This is a genomic window from Promicromonospora panici (assembly GCF_900608595.1).
Classification (GTDB): domain Bacteria; phylum Actinomycetota; class Actinomycetes; order Actinomycetales; family Cellulomonadaceae; genus Promicromonospora; species Promicromonospora panici.
Genome location: NZ_UWYY01000024.1, coordinates 63,491 through 81,775, shown reverse-complemented (window position 1 = coordinate 81,775; position 18,285 = coordinate 63,491). Strand labels below are relative to the sequence as shown.

General features: G+C 73.8%; 14 protein-coding genes. 12 read left to right on the top strand and 2 right to left on the bottom strand.

What is annotated here, in order from left to right:
* The first annotated feature begins 49 nt into the window (after positions 1-49).
* Together EW117_RS24490 and EW117_RS24485 are read left to right on the top strand one after the other, a co-directional pair.
* The gene (locus EW117_RS24490) at positions 50-802 is read left to right on the top strand and encodes a response regulator transcription factor (protein ID WP_207212027.1); all 753 of its coding nucleotides are present in this window, start codon (positions 50-52) and stop codon (positions 800-802) included.
* Positions 802-1,932 carry a sensor histidine kinase gene (locus EW117_RS24485; protein ID WP_129789344.1) on the top strand — a complete coding sequence of 377 codons (1,131 nt, stop codon included), beginning with the start codon at positions 802-804 and terminating at the stop codon, positions 1,930-1,932. The genes EW117_RS24490 and EW117_RS24485 overlap by 1 nt, the downstream gene beginning before the upstream one ends.
* Before the next feature lie 2 nt (positions 1,933-1,934).
* Here EW117_RS24485 and EW117_RS24480 read toward each other — a convergent pair whose 3' ends face one another.
* Positions 1,935-2,951 carry an NAD-dependent epimerase/dehydratase family protein gene (locus EW117_RS24480; RefSeq protein WP_129789343.1) on the bottom strand — a complete coding sequence of 339 codons (1,017 nt, stop codon included), beginning with the start codon at positions 2,949-2,951 and terminating at the stop codon, positions 1,935-1,937.
* A gap of 130 nt (positions 2,952-3,081) precedes the next feature.
* On the opposite strand from EW117_RS24480, the gene EW117_RS24475 reads away from it, so the two are divergent.
* The 3 genes from EW117_RS24475 (at position 3,082) to EW117_RS24465 (ending at position 6,854) form a co-directional block, all read left to right on the top strand.
* Positions 3,082-3,882 carry an S-methyl-5'-thioadenosine phosphorylase gene (locus tag EW117_RS24475; RefSeq protein WP_129789342.1) on the top strand — a complete coding sequence of 267 codons (801 nt, stop codon included), beginning with the start codon at positions 3,082-3,084 and terminating at the stop codon, positions 3,880-3,882.
* Between the two features lie 51 nt (positions 3,883-3,933).
* The gene (gene glgP / locus EW117_RS24470; RefSeq protein WP_129789341.1) at positions 3,934-6,516 is read left to right on the top strand and encodes an alpha-glucan family phosphorylase; all 2,583 of its coding nucleotides are present in this window, start codon (positions 3,934-3,936) and stop codon (positions 6,514-6,516) included.
* 140 nt (positions 6,517-6,656) lie between these two features.
* On the top strand, positions 6,657-6,854 hold the full coding sequence (locus EW117_RS24465; protein ID WP_129789340.1) for a ferredoxin: 198 nt from the start codon (positions 6,657-6,659) through the stop codon (positions 6,852-6,854).
* On the opposite strand, the gene EW117_RS30700 is transcribed toward EW117_RS24465, so the two are convergent.
* On the bottom strand, positions 6,829-7,233 hold the full coding sequence (locus EW117_RS30700; RefSeq protein WP_340641113.1) for a DUF6725 family protein: 405 nt from the start codon (positions 7,231-7,233) through the stop codon (positions 6,829-6,831). The two genes, EW117_RS24465 and EW117_RS30700, sit on opposite strands and share 26 nt — an antisense overlap.
* Before the next feature lie 35 nt (positions 7,234-7,268).
* On the opposite strand from EW117_RS30700, the gene fdxA reads away from it, so the two are divergent.
* The 7 genes from fdxA to EW117_RS24425 all read left to right on the top strand — a co-directional run bounded on the left by fdxA (position 7,269) and on the right by EW117_RS24425 (position 18,201).
* A complete protein-coding gene (fdxA, locus tag EW117_RS24455; protein ID WP_020017584.1) occupies positions 7,269-7,586 on the top strand; it encodes a ferredoxin in 318 nt (105 codons plus the stop codon).
* Position 7,587: 1 nt separating this feature from the next.
* Positions 7,588-8,718, top strand: a complete 1,131-nt coding sequence (dapC, locus tag EW117_RS24450) for a succinyldiaminopimelate transaminase (protein ID WP_129789338.1) — start codon at positions 7,588-7,590, stop codon at positions 8,716-8,718.
* A 113-nt stretch (positions 8,719-8,831) separates the two neighbouring features.
* Positions 8,832-10,139, top strand: coding sequence for a citrate synthase (locus EW117_RS24445; RefSeq protein ID WP_129789337.1), 1,308 nt, complete (start codon positions 8,832-8,834; stop codon positions 10,137-10,139).
* Positions 10,140-10,373: 234 nt separating this feature from the next.
* The gene (locus EW117_RS24440) at positions 10,374-13,634 is read left to right on the top strand and encodes an FtsX-like permease family protein (RefSeq protein ID WP_129789336.1); all 3,261 of its coding nucleotides are present in this window, start codon (positions 10,374-10,376) and stop codon (positions 13,632-13,634) included.
* Positions 13,634-16,477 carry an FtsX-like permease family protein gene (locus EW117_RS24435; protein WP_129789335.1) on the top strand — a complete coding sequence of 948 codons (2,844 nt, stop codon included), beginning with the start codon at positions 13,634-13,636 and terminating at the stop codon, positions 16,475-16,477. Before EW117_RS24440 ends, EW117_RS24435 begins: the two co-directional genes overlap by 1 nt.
* A gap of 39 nt (positions 16,478-16,516) precedes the next feature.
* The gene (locus tag EW117_RS24430) at positions 16,517-17,503 is read left to right on the top strand and encodes an ABC transporter ATP-binding protein (RefSeq protein ID WP_422891553.1); all 987 of its coding nucleotides are present in this window, start codon (positions 16,517-16,519) and stop codon (positions 17,501-17,503) included.
* Complete coding sequence (locus EW117_RS24425; RefSeq protein ID WP_129789334.1) at positions 17,500-18,201, top strand: ABC transporter ATP-binding protein; 702 nt, start codon at positions 17,500-17,502, stop codon at positions 18,199-18,201. The genes EW117_RS24430 and EW117_RS24425 overlap by 4 nt, the downstream gene beginning before the upstream one ends.
* The last annotated feature ends 84 nt before the right edge of the window (positions 18,202-18,285 follow it).

Genomic DNA, 18,285 nt, shown 5'->3' with positions numbered 1-18,285 from the left:
AGGCCCCGTGCGGGTCTCCCGCCGTCGAGCCCTGGCTATGGTTTCTGTCATGACCAAGGTTCTTGTGGTGGACGACGATGCGCTGATCGTCTCGAGCGTCGCGGCCTACCTCACGTCGGCCGGCCACGAACCGCGTACCGCCACAGACGCCGTCGAGGGCGAGCGCATGTGGCGCACGTGGCAGCCGGACGCCGTGGTGCTCGACGTGCTCCTGCCCGGCAGCTCCGGCCTGGAGATGCTGACCCGCCGCCGGCGTGACGGCGACGCCACGCCGGTGCTCCTGCTGTCGGGCCTCTCGGGAGTCGACGACCGGATAGTCGGCCTGGAGCACGGCGCCGACGACTACGTGACGAAGCCGTTCGACGCACGTGAGCTGGTGCTCCGGGTGGAGGCACTGCTGCGCCGCGGACCGTTCGACGTGAAACACGCTCCCGTCCGGGTCGAGGCCGGTGGCCTCGTGCTCGACGAGTCCGCGCGCACCGCCGCGTACCGGGACCGCGTGGCGGAGCTGACGCCCCGCGAGTTCGCACTGCTGAGCTTCCTCGCCCAGCGCCCTGGTCACCCGTTCGGCCGCCGGGAGCTCCTGCGCCGGGTCTGGGGCTGGACCTTCGGCGACGACTCCACGGTGATGGTCCACATCCGCCGGCTGCGCAAGAAGCTCGAGAACGACCCCGCCGACCCGGAGCTGATCGTCAACCTCCGGGGAGCCGGATACATGCTGGTCGCGGATGGCCTGGCGGCGGACGGCGGCGCCGCGGCGCCCGGTACGGAGGCCGTGCCGGGCTCCAGGGAGGTCGTCTGATGACCGACGTCCAGTTCATGGTGCTGGTCACCGTCGCCTGCTCGGTGGTGGCCGGTGTCGTGGGCCTGCTCGCCGTGCGCCTGGCCCGTCGTGTGTCGCTGATGCTCGCCCTGCTGGTCGCAGCGCTGGTCCCGTTCGCGGCGGTGGTGGCGGCGCTCGCGGTCAACGTGTCGGCGATGTTCATCTCCTCGCACGACGCGTCGGTGGCCCGGCTCGTGCTCGGCACGGCCTCGGTGCTGGCGATCCTGCTCGCCGTGGCGCTCGGCCGGATGGTCGCGGGGGAGGTCCGGCTCGTCGTCGACGGCGCCCGACGGCTCGGCCAGGTCCCGGCGCCCGGCGAACGGGCCGACGTCGTGGCCTCGGCTCGCCCCGTGCAGCCCGCCCCGGCGACCGCCGAGCTGGCCGCCGTGATGGCCGAGCTGGAGACGACGCGGGAGCGGCTCGCCGCGTCGCGCACGGCGGAGCAGTCGGCGCAGGCGGCTCGCCGGCAGATCATCGGTTTCGTGAGCCACGACCTGGTCTCCCCGTTGTCGGGCATCCGGGCAGCCGCCGACGGGCTCCGTGACGGTGCGTTCCCGGACCCGAGGACCGCGGTCGACGGCATCGCCGCGGCGGTGGACCGGATGTCCCGGATGATCGGGGACCTGGGGGAGCTGTCCCGGTCGGACGAGCTGCCCCGCCGGACCGAGCCGCGCCCGGTGGACATGGGCGCGGTGCTGCGCGACGTGCTCGCCCATGCCCGCCCGGCCGCCGCGGAGATCGGCGTCGAGCTCGCCGAGTCCGTGGCCGGCAGCGTGCGGGTGCACGGCGACCGGGACGAGCTGGGCCGGGTCCTGGACAACCTGGTGTCGAACGCCATCCGGTCCAGCGGCCACGGCGGGCACGTGCTGGTCGGGGTGACGAGCCAGGACGGGTTCGCGCGCCTCACCGTGCGCGACACCTGCGGCGGCATCCCCGACGACCAGGTGCCGCACATGTTCCGTGCGGGCTACCAGGGCGACAACGCGGGCAGCTCCGGCCTGGGGCTCGCCTACGTCGGCCGGGTGGTCGACGAGCACGGGGGCAAGGTGGCCGTGCGGAGCACCGAGACCGGCTGCGACGTCGAGGTACGCCTGCCGGCCGCCGAGTGACGTCAGGGCGACGTGAGGGTGGCCAGCCCGTCGGCCAGTCCGACGGCGGCGCGCCAGCCCAGCGCCTCGGCCGCCCGCTCGCTCGACGCGGTGACGTGTCGGACGTCGCCGAGCCGGTAGCCGCCGGTCACCACGGGTTCCGGGCCCGCGAGCAGCTTGGACGTGATCTCGGCCATCTCGCCGATGGTGGTCACCACGCCGGACCCGACGTTCAGCGGCGTCACCGCCCCCGCTGCCTGCGGGACGGCGACCGCCGCGGCCACCGCCCGCGCCACGTCGGTCACGTGGACGAAGTCCCGGCGCTGTCGCCCGTCCTCCAGGACGGTCGGCGCCTCGCCGCGCTCCACCGCCGAGCGGAACAGCGCCGCCACGCCGGCGTACGGCGTGTCCCGCGGCATCCCCGGGCCGTAGACGTTGTGGAACCGCAGCGCGGTGGCGCTGCCGCCGGTCTGCCGCGCCCAGGCGGCGAGCAGCGCCTCGCCGTGCGCCTTCGTCGCGGCGTAGACGTTCCGCGGGTCGAGCCGGGCGTCCTCGGTCACCAGGCCGGGCCGCAGGTCGGCGGCGCAGACCGGGCACCGTGGCTCGAAGCGTCCGGCGTCGAGGTCCTCCTTGCGGCGCGGTGGCGGCGCGACCTGGCCGTGCTCCGGGCAGTCGTACCGGCCCTCGCCGTACACCACCATCGAGCTGGCGTACACGATGTGCGGCACCTCGGCGGCGCGCAGCAGCACGGCGGTGCCGAGGTCGTTCGAGGACACGTAGTCGTCGATGTCGGCCAGCGACACCCCGAGGCCGACCTTCGCCGCCAGGTGCACCACCGCGTCGCACCCGGACAGCGCCCGCTCCACCGCACCCGCGTCCCGCACGTCGCCGACGACGGTGCGCTCGTCGCCTCGGGCGTTCTGACCGTGCACGTCCGGACGCAGCGAGTCGAGCACCACCACGTCGTCACCGCGCCTGATCAGCTCGGCGACCACCTCCCGGCCGATGAACCCTGCCCCGCCCGTCACCAGCACCCGCATCCCTGCTCCCTTCGCTCGGTCACGAGTCAACCCCCGACGCTCGGCCGGCGCGAGCGCCCGTACCTGAACATCTCCTGACGGCGGGAGCACCGGGCCGCCCGCGCAGACCATCGGTCCTAGCCTGGGGGCCATGAGCGCACCTATCGGGGTCATCGGCGGATCTGGCATGTACCGGCTGCTGACCGACACGGAAGCGGTCACCGTCGACACCCCCTACGGCCCGCCGTCCGAAGCTCCCGCCCGCGGCATGCTGGGCGGACGCGAGGTGGTGTTCCTGCCCCGGCACGGCGCCGACCACCGGTTCGCGCCCCATCGCATCCCCTACCGGGCGAACCTCTGGGCGCTGCGCGCCCTCGGCGTCCGGCAGTTGGTGACGGCGTGCGCGGTCGGCGGTCTGGTGCCGGAGCTGACTGCGGGCACGGTCGTCGTACCGGACCAGGTGATCGACCGCACCTGGGGCCGCGAGCACACGTACTACGACGTGGAGGGACCAGTGGTGCACGTCCCGTTCGCCGACCCGTACTGCCCCCGCGGCCGGGTCGCCGCGGCCGCCGCGGCACAGGCCGGGCCGCTGCCCGCCGTGGACGGCGGCACGATGGTGGTCATCCAGGGCCCCCGGTTCTCGTCACGTGCGGAGTCGCGGCGCAACGCCCGGGACGGCGGGACCATCGTCAACATGACCGCCATGCCCGAGACGGCGCTGGCCCGCGAGCTGGCGCTCTGCTGCACGACGCTCGCGCTCGTCACGGACGCGGACGCGGGGGTCGAGGGCGGCGAGCACGTGACGCAGGAGGCGGTCCTGGAGCTGTTCGCGCGCAACATCACCGAGCTCTCCGGCGTCCTGCAAGCCACGGTGGCCGCCCTGCCGGACGACGAGTGCGACTGCCAGCACGTTCTCGACGGGCAGAAGCTGCCGCTCACCCTGCCGTGATCCACAACCCGGGAGGTGTGTTCGCCCGGACATGTGCGTAGTGTTCTGCCGGTGAGAGCGATCCGCAGATTCACCGTCCGCACGGTCCTCCCCGAGCAGCTCGCAGCGCTCGACGAGCTGGCCCAGAACCTTCGCTGGTCCTGGCACGCGCCCACGCGCGAGCTGTTCGCGAGCATCGATCCGGAGCTCTGGTCCGATGTCCGGGGCGACCCCGTCGCACTGCTCGCGGCGCTCGGGTCCGAGCGCCTCGAGGCGCTCGCGGCCTCCGACGAGTTCACGGGCCGGGTGCGTGCGGCGTCCGAGGACCTGCAGCGCTACCTGCGCGACCCGCGGTGGTACCAGCGCCAGGCTGCGGGATCCGGTGGCGAGCTGCCGCGCGCCATCGCCTACTTCTCGCCGGAGTTCGGCATCACCTCGGTGCTGCCGCAGTACTCGGGCGGCCTCGGCATCCTGGCCGGTGACCATCTGAAGAGCGCGTCCGACATGGGTGTGCCCATCGTGGGCGTGGGCCTGCTGTACGGCGCCGGCTACTTCCGGCAGTCGCTGACCCGCGACGCCTGGCAGGTGGAGACCTACCCGCTCCTCGACCCGGACGGCCTGCCGCTCGCGGTGCTGCGGGAGGAGGACGGCACACCCGTCGGCATCTCCCTCGACCTGCCGGGCGGCCGCACGCTGCACGCGCACGTCTGGGTCGCCGCCGTCGGCCGGGTGCCGCTGCTGCTGCTCGACTCGAACGTGCCCGAGAACGACGAGGCCGCCCGCAAGGTGACCGACCGCCTCTACGGGGGTGGCGGCGAGCACCGCCTGCAGCAGGAGCTGTTGCTCGGCGTGGGCGGCGTGCGCGCACTGCGCGCCTGGTCGCGGCTCACCGGCGCGCCGGAGCCGGAGGTCTATCACACCAACGAGGGCCACGCGGGCTTCCTCGGGGTCGAGCGGATCCGGGAGCTCGTCGGGTCGGGACTGAGCATCGGCGAGGCGCACGAGGCGGTGCGCGCCGCCACGGTGTTCACCACCCACACGCCCGTGCCCGCCGGCATCGACCGGTTCCCGAAGGACCTGGTCACCGCCTACTTCGGCGGCGACAACACGATGGAAGGCGTGCCGCTGGAGAGCGTGCTGGCTCTCGGCTCCGAGGACTACGACGGCGGTGACCCCACCGTGTTCAACATGGCCGTGATGGGCCTGCGGCTCGGCGGCCGCGCGAACGGTGTGTCGCTGCTGCACGGCCAGGTCTCGCGGGAGATGTTCGAGGGCCTGTGGCCCGGGTTCGACCCGCGCGAGGTGCCGATCACGTCGGTCACCAACGGCGTGCACTCGCCCACCTGGGTCGCGCCGCGGCTCGCGGCCGTCGAGGCGGAGCGGATGGGCCTGGACGAGATCACGGCGCCCGAGGCCTCGGGGCACTGGCTGGACACGAGCCGGGTGTCCGACGCCGAGCTATGGGCCCTGCGCGGCGAGATGCGCGGCGAGCTCGTGACCGAGGCCCGCCGCCGCGTCTACGCGTCGTGGCGCGAGCGCGGGGCGTCCCCGGCCGAGCTCGGCTGGGTCGACGACGTCCTGTCGCCCGACGTGCTGACCATCGGATTCGCCCGCCGGGTGCCGACCTACAAGCGGCTCACGCTCATGCTGCGCGACACCGCCCGGCTGAAGGCGCTCCTGCTGCACCCGGAGCGGCCCGTGCAACTGGTCGTGGCGGGCAAGTCGCACCCGGCCGACGACTCCGGCAAGCGGCTGATCCAGCAGCTCGTCCGGTTCGCCGACGACCCGGAGGTGCGGCACCGCATCGTCTTCCTGCCGAACTACGACATCGGCATGGCGCAGTCGCTGTACCCGGGCTGCGACGTCTGGCTGAACAACCCGCTGCGGCCGCTCGAGGCCTCGGGCACGTCGGGCATGAAGTCCGCGCTCAACGGCGGCCTGAACCTCTCGATCGAGGACGGCTGGTGGGCCGAGTGGTACGACGGTGAGAACGGCTGGGGGATCCCCACGGCCGACGGCGTCGAGGACGCCGACCGCCGGGACGACCTGGAGGCCGCCGCGCTGTACGACCTGGTGGAGTCCCAGGTGGCGCCCGCGTTCTACGACCGGACCGACGGCGTGCCGGGCCGCTGGCTCGAGATGGTGCGGCACACGCTCGCAACGCTGGGCCCGAAGGTGCAGGCCACGCGCATGGTCTCGGAGTACGTGCACGGGCTGTACGCCCCTGCGGCCGAGGCGGGTCGGCTGCTCGCGGCCGACAGCTTCGCCGCCGCGAAGGACCTGGCGGGCTGGAAGGCCCACGTGCGGGGCGCGTGGCCCCAGGTTCGGGTGGACCACGTGGAGTCCGCCGGCATCGGTGAGGCCGTGCAGGTCGGCGACCGCCTCAGGGTGCGGGCGTACGTCTCGCTCGGCGCGCTGTCGCCCGACGACGTCGACGTGCAGGTCGTGCACGGCCGGGTCACCGAGGCCGACGTCATCGACGAGTTCACCGCCGAGCCGCTCGCCCTGGCCGAGACGTACGAGGCGGGGCGGCACGCGTTCGGCGGCGAGGTCGACCTGGACACGTCCGGCCCGTTCGGCTACACGGTCCGGATCGTGCCGAAGCACCGGCACCTGGCAAGCGTGGCGGAACTGGGCCTGGTGGCGAACGCCTGACCGCCTGACTGGATAGGTGATCCGTCGAACGTAGGAGTAGTCGCACTCTCGCCGCTGAGAGGACGACTACTCCTACGTTCGGCGCCCGGAGGCGCCTGGCCGATTAGGTGAACTGGCCCTGGGGTGGGGAGAGTGGGTCCATGAAGATCAACGTGGACCGTGACGCCTGCTGTGGCGCCGGCCAGTGTGCCCTGCTCGCACCTGACGTGTTCGGGCAGGACGACGACGACCGGGTCATCCTGCTCGACGAGCGCCCGGCCGCCGAGCTCGACTTCGCGGTGCAGGAGGCGATGAGCATGTGCCCGACGGGCGTCATCTGGGTGGACCAGAACGCCTGACCGGCCGCGGCGGGACCGGCTTGGCGGCCGCTATCTCGGCGGCTGCCACATCGACTTCCTGCGGGTCCCCGCGACCGGGTGCAGGATCGGTGCGCAGCCGCAGTCCGGCGTCGGACACTTCCACGACGAAACCGATCAGATCCGTCCAGCGGTGGGCCGTGCCGCCGTCGGACACGACGGGGCCGGACGGCGCCAGCCGGCGCCGGACCACCACTCGTGTGCCGGGCCGGAGGGCACGCCAGCCACCCTCCGGGGCGGGCGGTGTAGCGAATGTCACGTCGGTTCTCTTTCCGCTGCGTGAGACCGGTGGGGATCTGCGCGTCTCCCGGGAGATACTAGGATCGCGCCGCAGGGCCCGTCCCGCGGTCTGCCTATGCATGATCCTCAGTCCGGAAGTGGAAGGACACCCTCGAAGTGACCTACGTGATCGCTCAGCCGTGCGTCGACGTCAAGGACCGGGCGTGCATCGAGGAGTGTCCCGTGGACTGCATCTACGAGGGCAGCCGCTCCCTGTACATCCACCCGGACGAGTGCGTCGACTGCGGCGCCTGCGAGCCGGTCTGCCCGGTGGAGGCCATCTACTACGAGGACGACGTCCCCGATGAGTGGAAGGACTACTACCGCGCCAACGTCGAGTTCTTCGACGACCTGGGCTCGCCCGGCGGCGCCGCGAAGATGGGCGTCATCGAGAAGGATGACCCGATGATCGCGGCCCTCCCGCCCCAGGCCTGACGTGGGTCTGCACGACCTCTCAGACCTGCCCTACCCCTGGGACTCGATCGCCGGCATCACGGCGACGGCGAAGTCCCACCCGGGTGGCCTGGTCGACCTCTCCATGGGTACGCCCGTGGACCCGACACCCGACGTCGTGCGGCACGCGCTCGAAGCGGCGTCGAACGCGCCGGGCTACCCGATGACCGCGGGTACGCCCGCGCTGCGCCAGGCCGTCGCGGACTGGTTCGCCCGACGCCGCGGCGTGCCCGGCCTCGACCCCGCCGCGGTGCTGCCGACCATCGGCTCCAAGGAGCTGGTGGGCCTGCTGCCCTCGCTGCTGCACCTCGGCCCGGGCGACGTGGTGGTGCACCCCTCCGTCGCCTACCCGACCTACGTGGCGGGCATCCGGGCGGCGGGAGCCACCCCGCTCGCGACGGACGACGTCGCCGACTGGGCCGGCCGTGACGACGTGCGCATGGTGTGGGTCAACTCGCCGGGGAACCCGACGGGCCGGGTGCTGGGTGTCGAGGCCCTGCGTGAGGTGGTCGAGGCTGCGCGCGCCATCGGCGCCGTCGTCGTCTCCGACGAGTGCTACGCCGAGCTGGCGTGGGACCATCCCCGCGATCCTGAGACGGGCCGGGGCGGCGTCCCGTCTGTCCTCGACCCGCGCGTGTGCGGGGGTTCGCACCAGGGCCTGCTCGCTGCGTACTCCCTGTCGAAGCAGTCCAGCATCGCGGGCTACCGGGCCGCGTTCCTGGCGGGCGACGCCGCGGTGATCGCCGACCTTACGCAGACCCGCAAGCACCTCGGCCTCATCGTGCCTGCCCCGGTGCAGGCGGCGATGACGGCGGCGCTGTCCGACGACGAGCACGTCGCCGTCCAGCGGGAGATCTACGGCGCCCGGCGCAAGGTGCTCGCCGCGGCGATCGCCACCGCGGGTTTCGTCGTGGACGAGTCGGGGGCGGGTTTATATCTCTGGACCGCTGCCCCGGACGGCCGTTCCGGTCTGCAGATAGCAGAATGGTTCGCGGAACGCGGCATTCTCACCGCGCCCGGGCATTTGTACGGCGATGACAAGCACACGCGCGTGGCACTGACCTCCACTGACGCGCAGATTGCCGATGCTGTGTCACGTCTCACAGAGGCTTGACCGAAGGATTGGAAAAACGAGAGCAAGGCGCGATACTGTCGTGCCCCAGGTCGACGCTGCCCGTCAGCTTTCTTCACAGCAGCGTCCCTCGTGCGCCATTCAGGAAGGAAGACATGACCTCCACACCGGTGGACGGCTCGAGCCGCGTCGAGCTCGCCGTCAACGGAACCACTCACACCCTGCCTGTCGTCGCCGCGAGCGAGGGCAACGACGGCATTGTGGTGTCGTCACTGCTCAAGGACACAGGTCTGGTCACGGTTGATCCGGGCTTCATGAACACGGCCTCTTGCGAGTCGGCGATCACGTATATCGACGGCGACGCCGGCATCCTGCGCTACCGCGGGTACCCGATCGACCAGCTGGCGGCCGGGTCGGGCTTCCTCGAGGTCGCCTACCTGCTGATCTACGGCGAGCTGCCGAGCCCGTCGGAGCTGGACTCGTTCACCGAGCGGGTCAACCGCCACACCCTGGTGCACGAGGACTTCCGCACGTTCATGGGCACCTTCCCCCGGAACGCGCACCCGATGGCCGTGCTCGCGTCCGCGGTGAACGCGCTGTCCACGTTCTACCCGGAGTCGCTCGACCCGGCCGACGACGAGCAGGTCGACCTGGCCACCGTGCTGCTGCTCGCGAAGACGCGGACCATCACGTCCTACCTGCACCGTCGCCGCGTGGGCGAGCCGCTGCTGTACCCGGACTACTCGCGCGGCTACGTCGAGGACTTCCTGCGCATGACGTTCGCGACGCCGTACGAGGCCTACGAGGCCGACCCGATGATCGTGGACGCCCTGGAGAAGCTGCTCGTGCTGCACGCGGACCACGAGCAGAACTGCTCGACGTCCACGGTGCGCGTCGTCGGCTCGTCCAACGCGACCCTGTACGCATCAGTGGCGGCGGGCGTGAACGCGCTGTCCGGCCCGGCGCACGGCGGTGCGAACGAGGCGGTGCTGACCATGCTCGAGAAGATCCGCTCGGGTGGCGAGACGGTCGAGACCTTTATGGAAAAGGTCAAGAACAAGCAGGACGGCGTGCGGCTGATGGGCTTCGGCCACCGCGTCTACAAGTCCTACGACCCGCGCGCGGCGATCGTGAAGAAGTCCGCCGACGAGGTGCTCGACAAGCTCGGCGCCAAGGACGAGCTGCTCGACATCGCGCGCGGCCTGGAGGAGATCGCTCTCTCGGACGACTACTTCGTGGAGCGCAAGCTGTACCCGAACGTCGACTTCTACACGGGCCTCATCTACAAGGCCATGGGCTTCGAGCCGGCCATGTTCACGCCGCTGTTCGCGCTGGGCCGCATGCCCGGCTGGATCGCGCAGTGGCGCGAGATGATCAAGGACCCGCAGACCAAGATCGGCCGCCCGCGCCAGGTATACACGGGCGCCACGGAGCGCCCGTACATCCCGTCCGGAATGCGCTGACCGACCCGCGCTGCGCGCTCACCGAGCGATTGTGCCCGGATCCTGCCCGACTTCCGGGCACAACCGCGCACCCTCGGAGTGGCGGCGCCCACTGCGTGATTGTGCCCGGAACTCACGTGAGTTCCGGGCACAATCACGCGGTGAGGTCCTGCCGGCATCGGGGCCGGGTCAGATATTTGCTCCGGGCGCCACAATTTCGTCGTGGGTGTCACAGAGGCGGGCTAGTTTGAGCCCGTGAGTCGAGCCACCCTCCTTGCCCGCCGGTCGACGGCGCACCGCGGGCTGCTCGCGCTCGTGTGGCTGCTCGTCGCGGTCCTGACGGGCGCCCTCGGGATCACCGTCGGCTGGACGCAGGCCGCCGCCACCGCGGGCGCCCGCGACGGGACGGCCGCGGCCGATCCGTCCGGCCGCGCGCTGCAGCTCGCCGCCCGCCTCGCGGAGGGCTCCGAGGCGGACACCCAGGACGCGCAGGTCCAGCAGGTGCTCGCCGAGCTGCTCGACGGCGTGCCGCACCAGGTCGCCTACGACGTGCGGACCGAGCCGCAGTACACGACGGACGGCGAGGGGCAGGACCTGGGCCGCTGGACCCTGGCCCTGCTGCCCGCTCCGTCGCGTGCCGAAGCACTGGCCGGCGCGGGCGCCGAGAGCGTCACCGTGGTGGACGGGGCCTGGCCCGCGGGCCAGGACGAGGCGGCGGTGCAGGCGGACGCCGCGGAGGCGGCCGGGCTGGCCGTCGGCGACACGGTCCGCCTGGGCGTCGACCCCGAGCGCCCCACGGCCACCGGCACGCCGGTCACCGTCGCCGCGACCTGGCAGGTCACCGACGCGGACGACGCCGTCTGGCTCGGCGACCCCGTGACGCTGACCGGCACGGACGGGGCCTATCCGGGCCCGGTGGTAGTGAGTCAGGAGGTCATGGCCGGCCTGGACACCGACCCGTTCGCTCGCTGGACGGTGGTGCCCGACGACGCAGCGCTCACCCCCGCGGAGCTGCCCGCACTGGCGGCGCTCACCGGCGAGGTCGAGTCCACCCTGGGGGAGGACACCACCGTGGCGCCCCGCGGCCTGACCGTCTCCGGCACGCTCTCCACCACTGCCGCCGATCTCGGTGCCGCCCTGCGCGCGGCGGACGCCGTGGCCCTGGTGCCGTTGTGCCTGCTGGCACTCGTGGGCCTGGTCGCGCTCGTCCAGGTCGCGCGACTGCTCGCCGCCACCCGCGAGGGCGAGGTGGCGCTGCTCGTCTCGCGGGGCGCCGCGCCGGGCACGGTCACGGCGGCCGCCGCCGTGGAGGGCGCCCTGCTGGCGCTGACCGCCGCGGCGGCGGGCGGCGGCGCCGCATGGGGCGCGCTCCGGATCGTCGCGCGTACCGACGCCGGTGCCGCCGTCTCCGTCGTGACGCCCCTGGTCGTGGCCCTCGCGGTGGCCGTCGTGGCGACGGCGACGCTCGTGCTGGTCGCAGCCCTGCAGGCCCAGGCGGCGGTGCGCCGGCAGGTGACCGACCGCTCGGGACGCGTGCGCCAGGTGGCGGCCCTCGGCACCGTCGTGCTGACCGTGGCCGCCGCGGCGGTGAGCGTGACCCAGCTGCTGCGCTACGGCTCGCCCCTCCTGACCACCCCCGACGGCCCGCGCACCGACCCGGCGGCCGCCGCCGCGCCGGCCCTCGCGCTGGCCGCGCTCGCCGTGGCGGCGATGGCGGTGCTCGGCCCGGCCACGCGCCTGTGGGCGGGTCTGGCCGGGCGGTCGCGAGGCGCCGGCGGGCCGCTGGCGGCGCGGCAGGTCGCGCGGCGGCTCGTCGTGTACGTCGTGCCGGTGGTCCTGCTCGTGCTCGCGGGCGGGGCGGCGAGCCTGGCCGGCGGGTACGCGGGCACGGCGGAACGCCTGCGGGCCGACGTCGACGTGCTCGCCAACGGCGCGGACGTGCGGGTCGTCGCACCCGAGAGCGGGACCCTCGACCCGGCGCCCTACCTGCCGGGCGGGCAGGGTCCGGGTGCCGCGGCCGCCGCGGCGGTGCCCGTGCTGTCCGGCACCGCCTATTCCGACAGTCGTCCGGTTACGCTGCTCGCCGTGCCCGCGGCGGCGGTGTCGCACGTGGTGCGCGCGCCCGCGGAGGTGCTCGACGTCGGGCAGCTGGGCCAGGACCTGGCGAGCGAGGGGCTCGCCGAGGCGCCCGCCCTGCCCGACGGCGCCCGCGACGTCGCGCTGACCATGAGCGGCCGGATCAGCCAGACCATCGACCTGAACGTGCAGGCGGGAGCCCCGGCGCACCAGTTCGACGTGTCCCTGGTGCTCGCCGCGCCCGACGGGACGCTCACGACCGTCGAGCTCGGGCAGCTGGTCGAGGGCGACGGCACCGGCGGCACGCTCGGCGAGGACACGACGACGCACGAGCTGTCCGGCCAGGTCCCGGCGCCGCCGGAGGGCCAGGCGTGGCGGGTCGCCGCCCTGGACCTCGACACGACACCCGGCTGGTCGATGGCCGAGGCGACGCTCTCCCTGAAGGGCCTGACCGCGGGCGGTGAGCCCGTGGCAGTCGCCGGGTGGACCCCGTCCGAGACGCTGGACGGTGCTGACGGTCTGGAGCTGAACCCGGACGCGTCATCCGGCGGGGCCGAACTGACCATGCCGCTCGGCGACGGCACGTCAGGAGCCAGCAGGCTGCGCCTCCTGACGACGCCCGCCGCCGGGCCGGTCCCGCTGCTGGCGTCGTCGTCCCTGGCCGACGCGCTGGACGTCGCCCCAGGCGACACCTTCGAGGTCACGCTCAGCGGGACCCGGCTGCCTGTGGTCGCCGTCGCGACATCGGACACGGTGCCCGGCGCGCTCGAACCGTACGCTGCCCTGCTGGACCGGGGAGCGCTCGCAGCCGCGCTGGTCCGCGAGGTGAGCGCGCCGCTCATGACCAGCGAGGTCTGGCTGGCCGCCGGTCCGCCCGGCGCCGCCGCACCCGCCGGCGCGGTGGCACGCCTCGCGCAGGAGGCCACCGCCGAGGCCGAGACCACCGCGGCGAGCAGCCGCGAGCAGCCGACCGTCACCGTCCCCGGCTACGGCTCGACCGACAGCGGAGTCCCGGTGCGCGTCTCGTTCTGGCTCGCCGCCGCGGGCGCGACGGTGCTCGCGCTGGCGGGCGTGCTCGCGGTCGCCGTGGCGACGCTGCGCGACCGGCGCGGCGAGGTCATCGTGCTGCGCGCGGTCGGGCTCGGCCCCGCCGCACAGGCGCGTGCCCGGACCGCCGAGCTGATCGCCGTCGGCCTCGTGGCGCTCGTCGTAGGGGCCGTTGCCGGGTGGGCGGTCGCACGGTTCACCGTGGGCGGCCTAGCCGCCGCGACGCTCACTGGCATCGACGCGGCCCCACCCGCCCGGTTCGTCGTCGAGACCGCGGGCACCGGCCTGGTCGTCGCCGCCGCCCTGGCCGGGCTCGTGCTGGTCGCGATCGGGGTCGGCGGGCGCGTGGCCGCGCAGGCCCGCGACACCACCTACCGCGAGGAGGTCCGCTGATGGGGGCGATGTCCGGGCTCGGGCTGCTCGCGCGGCGGCAGCTGCGCACGTCCTGGGGCGCGACGGCGACGCTCGGCGTGGTCGCGTTCCTCGCAGCGGGTGTGCTCTCGACGGCGCCGCGGGCCGTCGAGACCATGCACGCCGACCAGGTCGCCTACGAGACCGCCGAGGCCTCGGGCCTGTCCCGCGACGTGATCTCGGTAGTCGGGGCGACCCCGGGGCAGCCGACGGACGGGATGTACTACGACCCGGACGCAGGACTCGCAGGCGGCGGCGTGCCGGCCGAGCCGGACTGGGCGCCGTTCCTTGCCAACTTGGACACCGTGCGGGCCGAGACCCCGGAGCCGCTGCGCTCGACGATGGGCGCCCCGCGCTTCCACGTGACCTCCACCGACGAGGCATACACCGACCCGACGCCCGGCTCCCGGCTCTCCCAGGCCAAGGTCTTCCTCCGGGCGGCCACCGACGTGGCCGAGCACGGCGAGCTCGTCGAGGGCCGCTGGCCCGAGGCGACGCCGGGTCCTGTCTTCGCGGACGACGGGATGGGCTCTCCGACCAGGCCGGAGGAGCCGGCCCCGCCCGTCGAGGTCGCCGTCTCGCGCGTTGTCGCCGACCGGTACGGCTGGGAGCTCGGCGGGCGGTACGACACCCTGGGAGGTGCGGGCATCGTGGCCCTGGCCGAGCGCTACGAGACCCTCGTCGTGACCGGGATCTTCGAGACCGGCGACCCGAACGCCGACTACTGGCTCCACCACGGCCTGGCCGCGCGGCCGTCGATCATCCTCACCCCGAACGGCGGCCTGATCGGCACCGCGGCCGTTTACGTGGATCCGGCCATGATCACCCCGCTGACGCTCGGGATGGCCGAGACCCGCGTCTGGTACCCGGTCAGCACCGGCGGCGTCACCGCCGCGGAGGTGCCGACGCTCCTGTCCCAGATCAACGGCCAGTCGGCCAAGACGTTCCTCGTCGAGGCCGCGCCCGGCGACCCCTCGCCGATCCAGCTGAGGCCCAGCAGCCGCCTCGGCGAGATCCTGGAGAGGCTGCTCGCGCAGCGCACCGGCGTCGATGCCATAGTCGCTGTCCTCGCCGTCGGACCGCTCGGTGCCACCGTCGCCGTGCTGGCCCTCGGCGCCCGGCTCGTGGTGGACCGGCGTCGGACGGCGCTCGCCCTGCTGCGCGCCCGCGGGGCCTCCGGCACGCAGCTCCGCCTGCTCATGGGCGGCGAGGGGCTCGTCGTCGGGCTCGGATCGGCGGCGGCCGGGTTCGCCGCCGGGCTCGCGGTCTCGGCCGGGTTCGGCCTGGACGCGCCGGTCACCGTGAGCCAGGTCGCGCTCGCCCTCGCCGCGGGCCTCGCGCCGGCGGCTGCCCTCGCGCTCGCCACCTCGCCCGCCGGTCTGCGCCCCACCCGGGCAGATCTCGCGCCACGCTCGCGCAGCCGTGTGCGTAGGATCCTGGAGGTGCTCGTGGTCGCGAGCGCGGCCCTCGCCACCTGGCTGTTGCTCTCCCGCGGGGTCGTGGCGGGTTCGGGCGCGGGCACCGGCGTCGACCCGCTCGTGGCCGCAGCGCCGCTGCTGGTCTCCCTCGCGCTCACCCTGCTCGCGGTGCGCGCCTATCCGTGGCTCACCCTCGCCGTCGAGCGGGCGCTAGCACCGCGGCGCGACCTGGTCCCGTTCCTCGGCGCCGCACGCGCAACGCGCGATCCGGCCGGCGGTCCGGTCCCGGCGGTGGCGCTCGTCCTGGCCGTGGCGATCGCGGCGACGTCCGCCGTGCTGTACTCGACGGTCTCCGGCGGCATCGTCCGGGAGGCCTGGCGCGCCACCGGTGCCGACCTGCGCATCTCCGGCCCCCTGGTCGACGCACCCGCGGCTGAGAAGATCACCGCGCTCGACGGGGTCGAGGCGGTCTCACCGGTGGCCGCGGTGGGCGACGGCGTGCTGCGGGAGCAGTCGACGTCGCGCCGCACGGAGGTGTACACGGCGGATGCGGCGGCGCTCGCGACCGCCCAGGAGGACGTCGCCGGCGCCCCCGCGACCCTCCGGGGGCTGGCCGGACCAGGCGGGCCGGAAGGCGCGGTGCCGGTGATCCTCACCCGCGCGGCGGCCGGTCCGGGCGTCGGGGTGGGTAGCCCGGGCGGCACGCTCGTGACGTCGGAGGGCAGCGTGCCCGTCCATGTGGTCGACGTGGTCGACGAGCTGCCGGGCCTGCCCGCCGGCCGCGCGCTCGTGCTCGCCGACGCAGACCGTCTGGCCGAGAGCGCCGGCGACAACAGCTACGCGCGGCTCGCCCTGGTCGGTCTGGCGGACGACGCCGATCGTGCGGCGGTGACCGCCGAGATCTCGCGGCTGCTGCCCACCGCGGTGGTGGAGGACCCGGACCAGGAGGCCGACGCCATGCTGGCGGCACCCGTCTCCGGCGGGCTGGTGATCGCCTTCGTCCTGGCGGTCGCGCTCGCGGGGCTGCTGTGCGCGGCGGCCGTCGTGATGACGCTGATGCTCGCGGCGCCGGCGCGCGCCCGGCTGCTCGCCGTGCTGCAGACGCTCGGCCTGTCGTCGCGCCAGGGGCGAGGGCTCGTCGGGTGGGAGATCGGGCCGTGGGCGGTGGTGGCGCTCGTGGTGGGCGCGGTGCTCGGCGTGGCCGTGCCGTCGCTCGTCCTGGCTGCGGTGGACGTCACCGCGCTGACCGGCGGGATCACTCAGCCCGACCCGCAGTACGACCCGCTGCTGCTCGGGGCCGGGGCGGCGGGCTTCGTCGCGGTGGTGCTCGCGGCGGTCGGCATCGCAGCGGCACTGAGCCGGCGCGGCGAGGTCGCCGCCCAGCTGCGGATGGGAAGCAATGACTGACACGACGACCGCGGACCCAGGCGTTCGGAAGGAGACCCGATGAGCACGACCATCGAGCTGATGGACGGCGGCGCGCGGACGTCGGCCGGTCCGGCCGGCGGCGAGATCCGGTGCGGCGACCTGGTGCGGATCTTCGCCACGGACGGCGTCGAGGTGCAGGCCCTGCAGGGCCTCACGCTGAGCGTCGACCCGGGCGAGATCGTCGCCGTCGTCGGCGCGTCCGGCTCCGGCAAGTCCACGCTGCTGACGATCCTCTCCGGCCTGGACACGCCGACGGGCGGCTCCGCCGTGGTGGCGGGAACCGACCTACTGACCATGGGGCACGCGGAGCGGGTGCGGTACCAGCGGTCCACGGTGGGCTTCGTGTGGCAGCAGACGTCGCGCAACCTGCTGCCGTACCTGACGGTGAGCGAGAACGTGCGGCTGCCGCTGGAGCTGGCCAACGCGCTGCCCCGCCGCGAACGGCGGCGTCGCGTCGAGGAGCTCCTCGAGCTGCTGGACGTCGGCCACGTGGCCGGACGACGGCCAGGCGAGATGTCCGGCGGCGAGCAGCAGCGGACGGCGATCGCCGTCGCGGTCGCCAACAGCCCGCGCGTGCTGCTCGCGGACGAGCCGACCGGCGAGCTCGACGAGGCCACCTCCGTGGAGGTCCTGGAGGCCCTGCGTGGCGTGAACCGGGAGACGGGCGTGACTACCCTGATCGTGACGCACGACCCGACGGTGTCTGAGCACGTCGCGCGCACCATCCAGATCCGCGACGGCCGCACCTCCACCGAGACGTTGCGGCGTACGGAGACCGACGAGCACGGGCAGGCCCGGCACGTGTCGGAGGAGTTCGCGGTGCTCGACCGGGTGGGCCGGCTGCAGCTGCCGCAGGACTTCGTGCACGCGCTCGACCTCCGCGACCGCGTGCGGCTGGCGCTGGAGGCGGACCACGTGGGCGTGTGGCCGGCGGCGCCCGGCCCGGCGGTCGAGTCGGATCCGCCGGCCGAGCCTGTCGAGACCCGAACCGAGGAGGACCGATGACGACGACGGAGACCCGCACCGTGCTGCGGGCCCAGGGCCTCACCCGGGTGTTCGGGACCGGTGCAGGCGAGGTGCGCGCCCTGACGGACGCCACCCTGGAGGTGGCCGCCGGTGAGCTGCTCGTGGTGCGCGGCCCGTCCGGATCAGGCAAGACGACGCTGCTGAACCTGCTGGGCGGGCTGGACCGTCCGACGTCTGGCAGCGTGTGGCTCGGCGACGCCGAGCTGACGGCGATGGGCGAGAAGGCCGTGCTCACGGCCCGGCGGGACCGGATCGGTTACGTCTTCCAGTCGTTCGGGCTGGTGCCCGTGCTCTCCGCTGCAGAGAACGTGGAGGTGCCCCTGCGCCTGCGGCGTACGGCACCGGCCGAGCGTTCGCGGCGCGTGACGGACGCGCTCGACGCCGTCGGCCTGGCCGGGCACGCGAGGCAGCGGCCGTACGAGCTCTCCGGCGGGCAGCAGCAGAGGGTGGGTATCGCCCGGGCACTCGTGGCCGATCCCGAGGTGCTGCTCGCCGACGAGCCCACCGGGCAGCTCGACTCGGGCACGGCGGCGGTGGTGATGGATCTGCTACGCGACGTCACGCACGCGCGCGGTGTGGCCGCCGTCGTCTCGACGCACGATCCGGAGCTGATGGCGCGCGCGGACCGGGTGGTGGAGCTGCACGACGGGCGGGTAGTAGACCGGAGCAACGGGTGAATTTCCTGGTGAAAGCCCTCTCCGCACCCGTGTTACGGCTGTGAGAACCACCTGGTCAGAACTGTTACCGAGTGTTACCCCTGC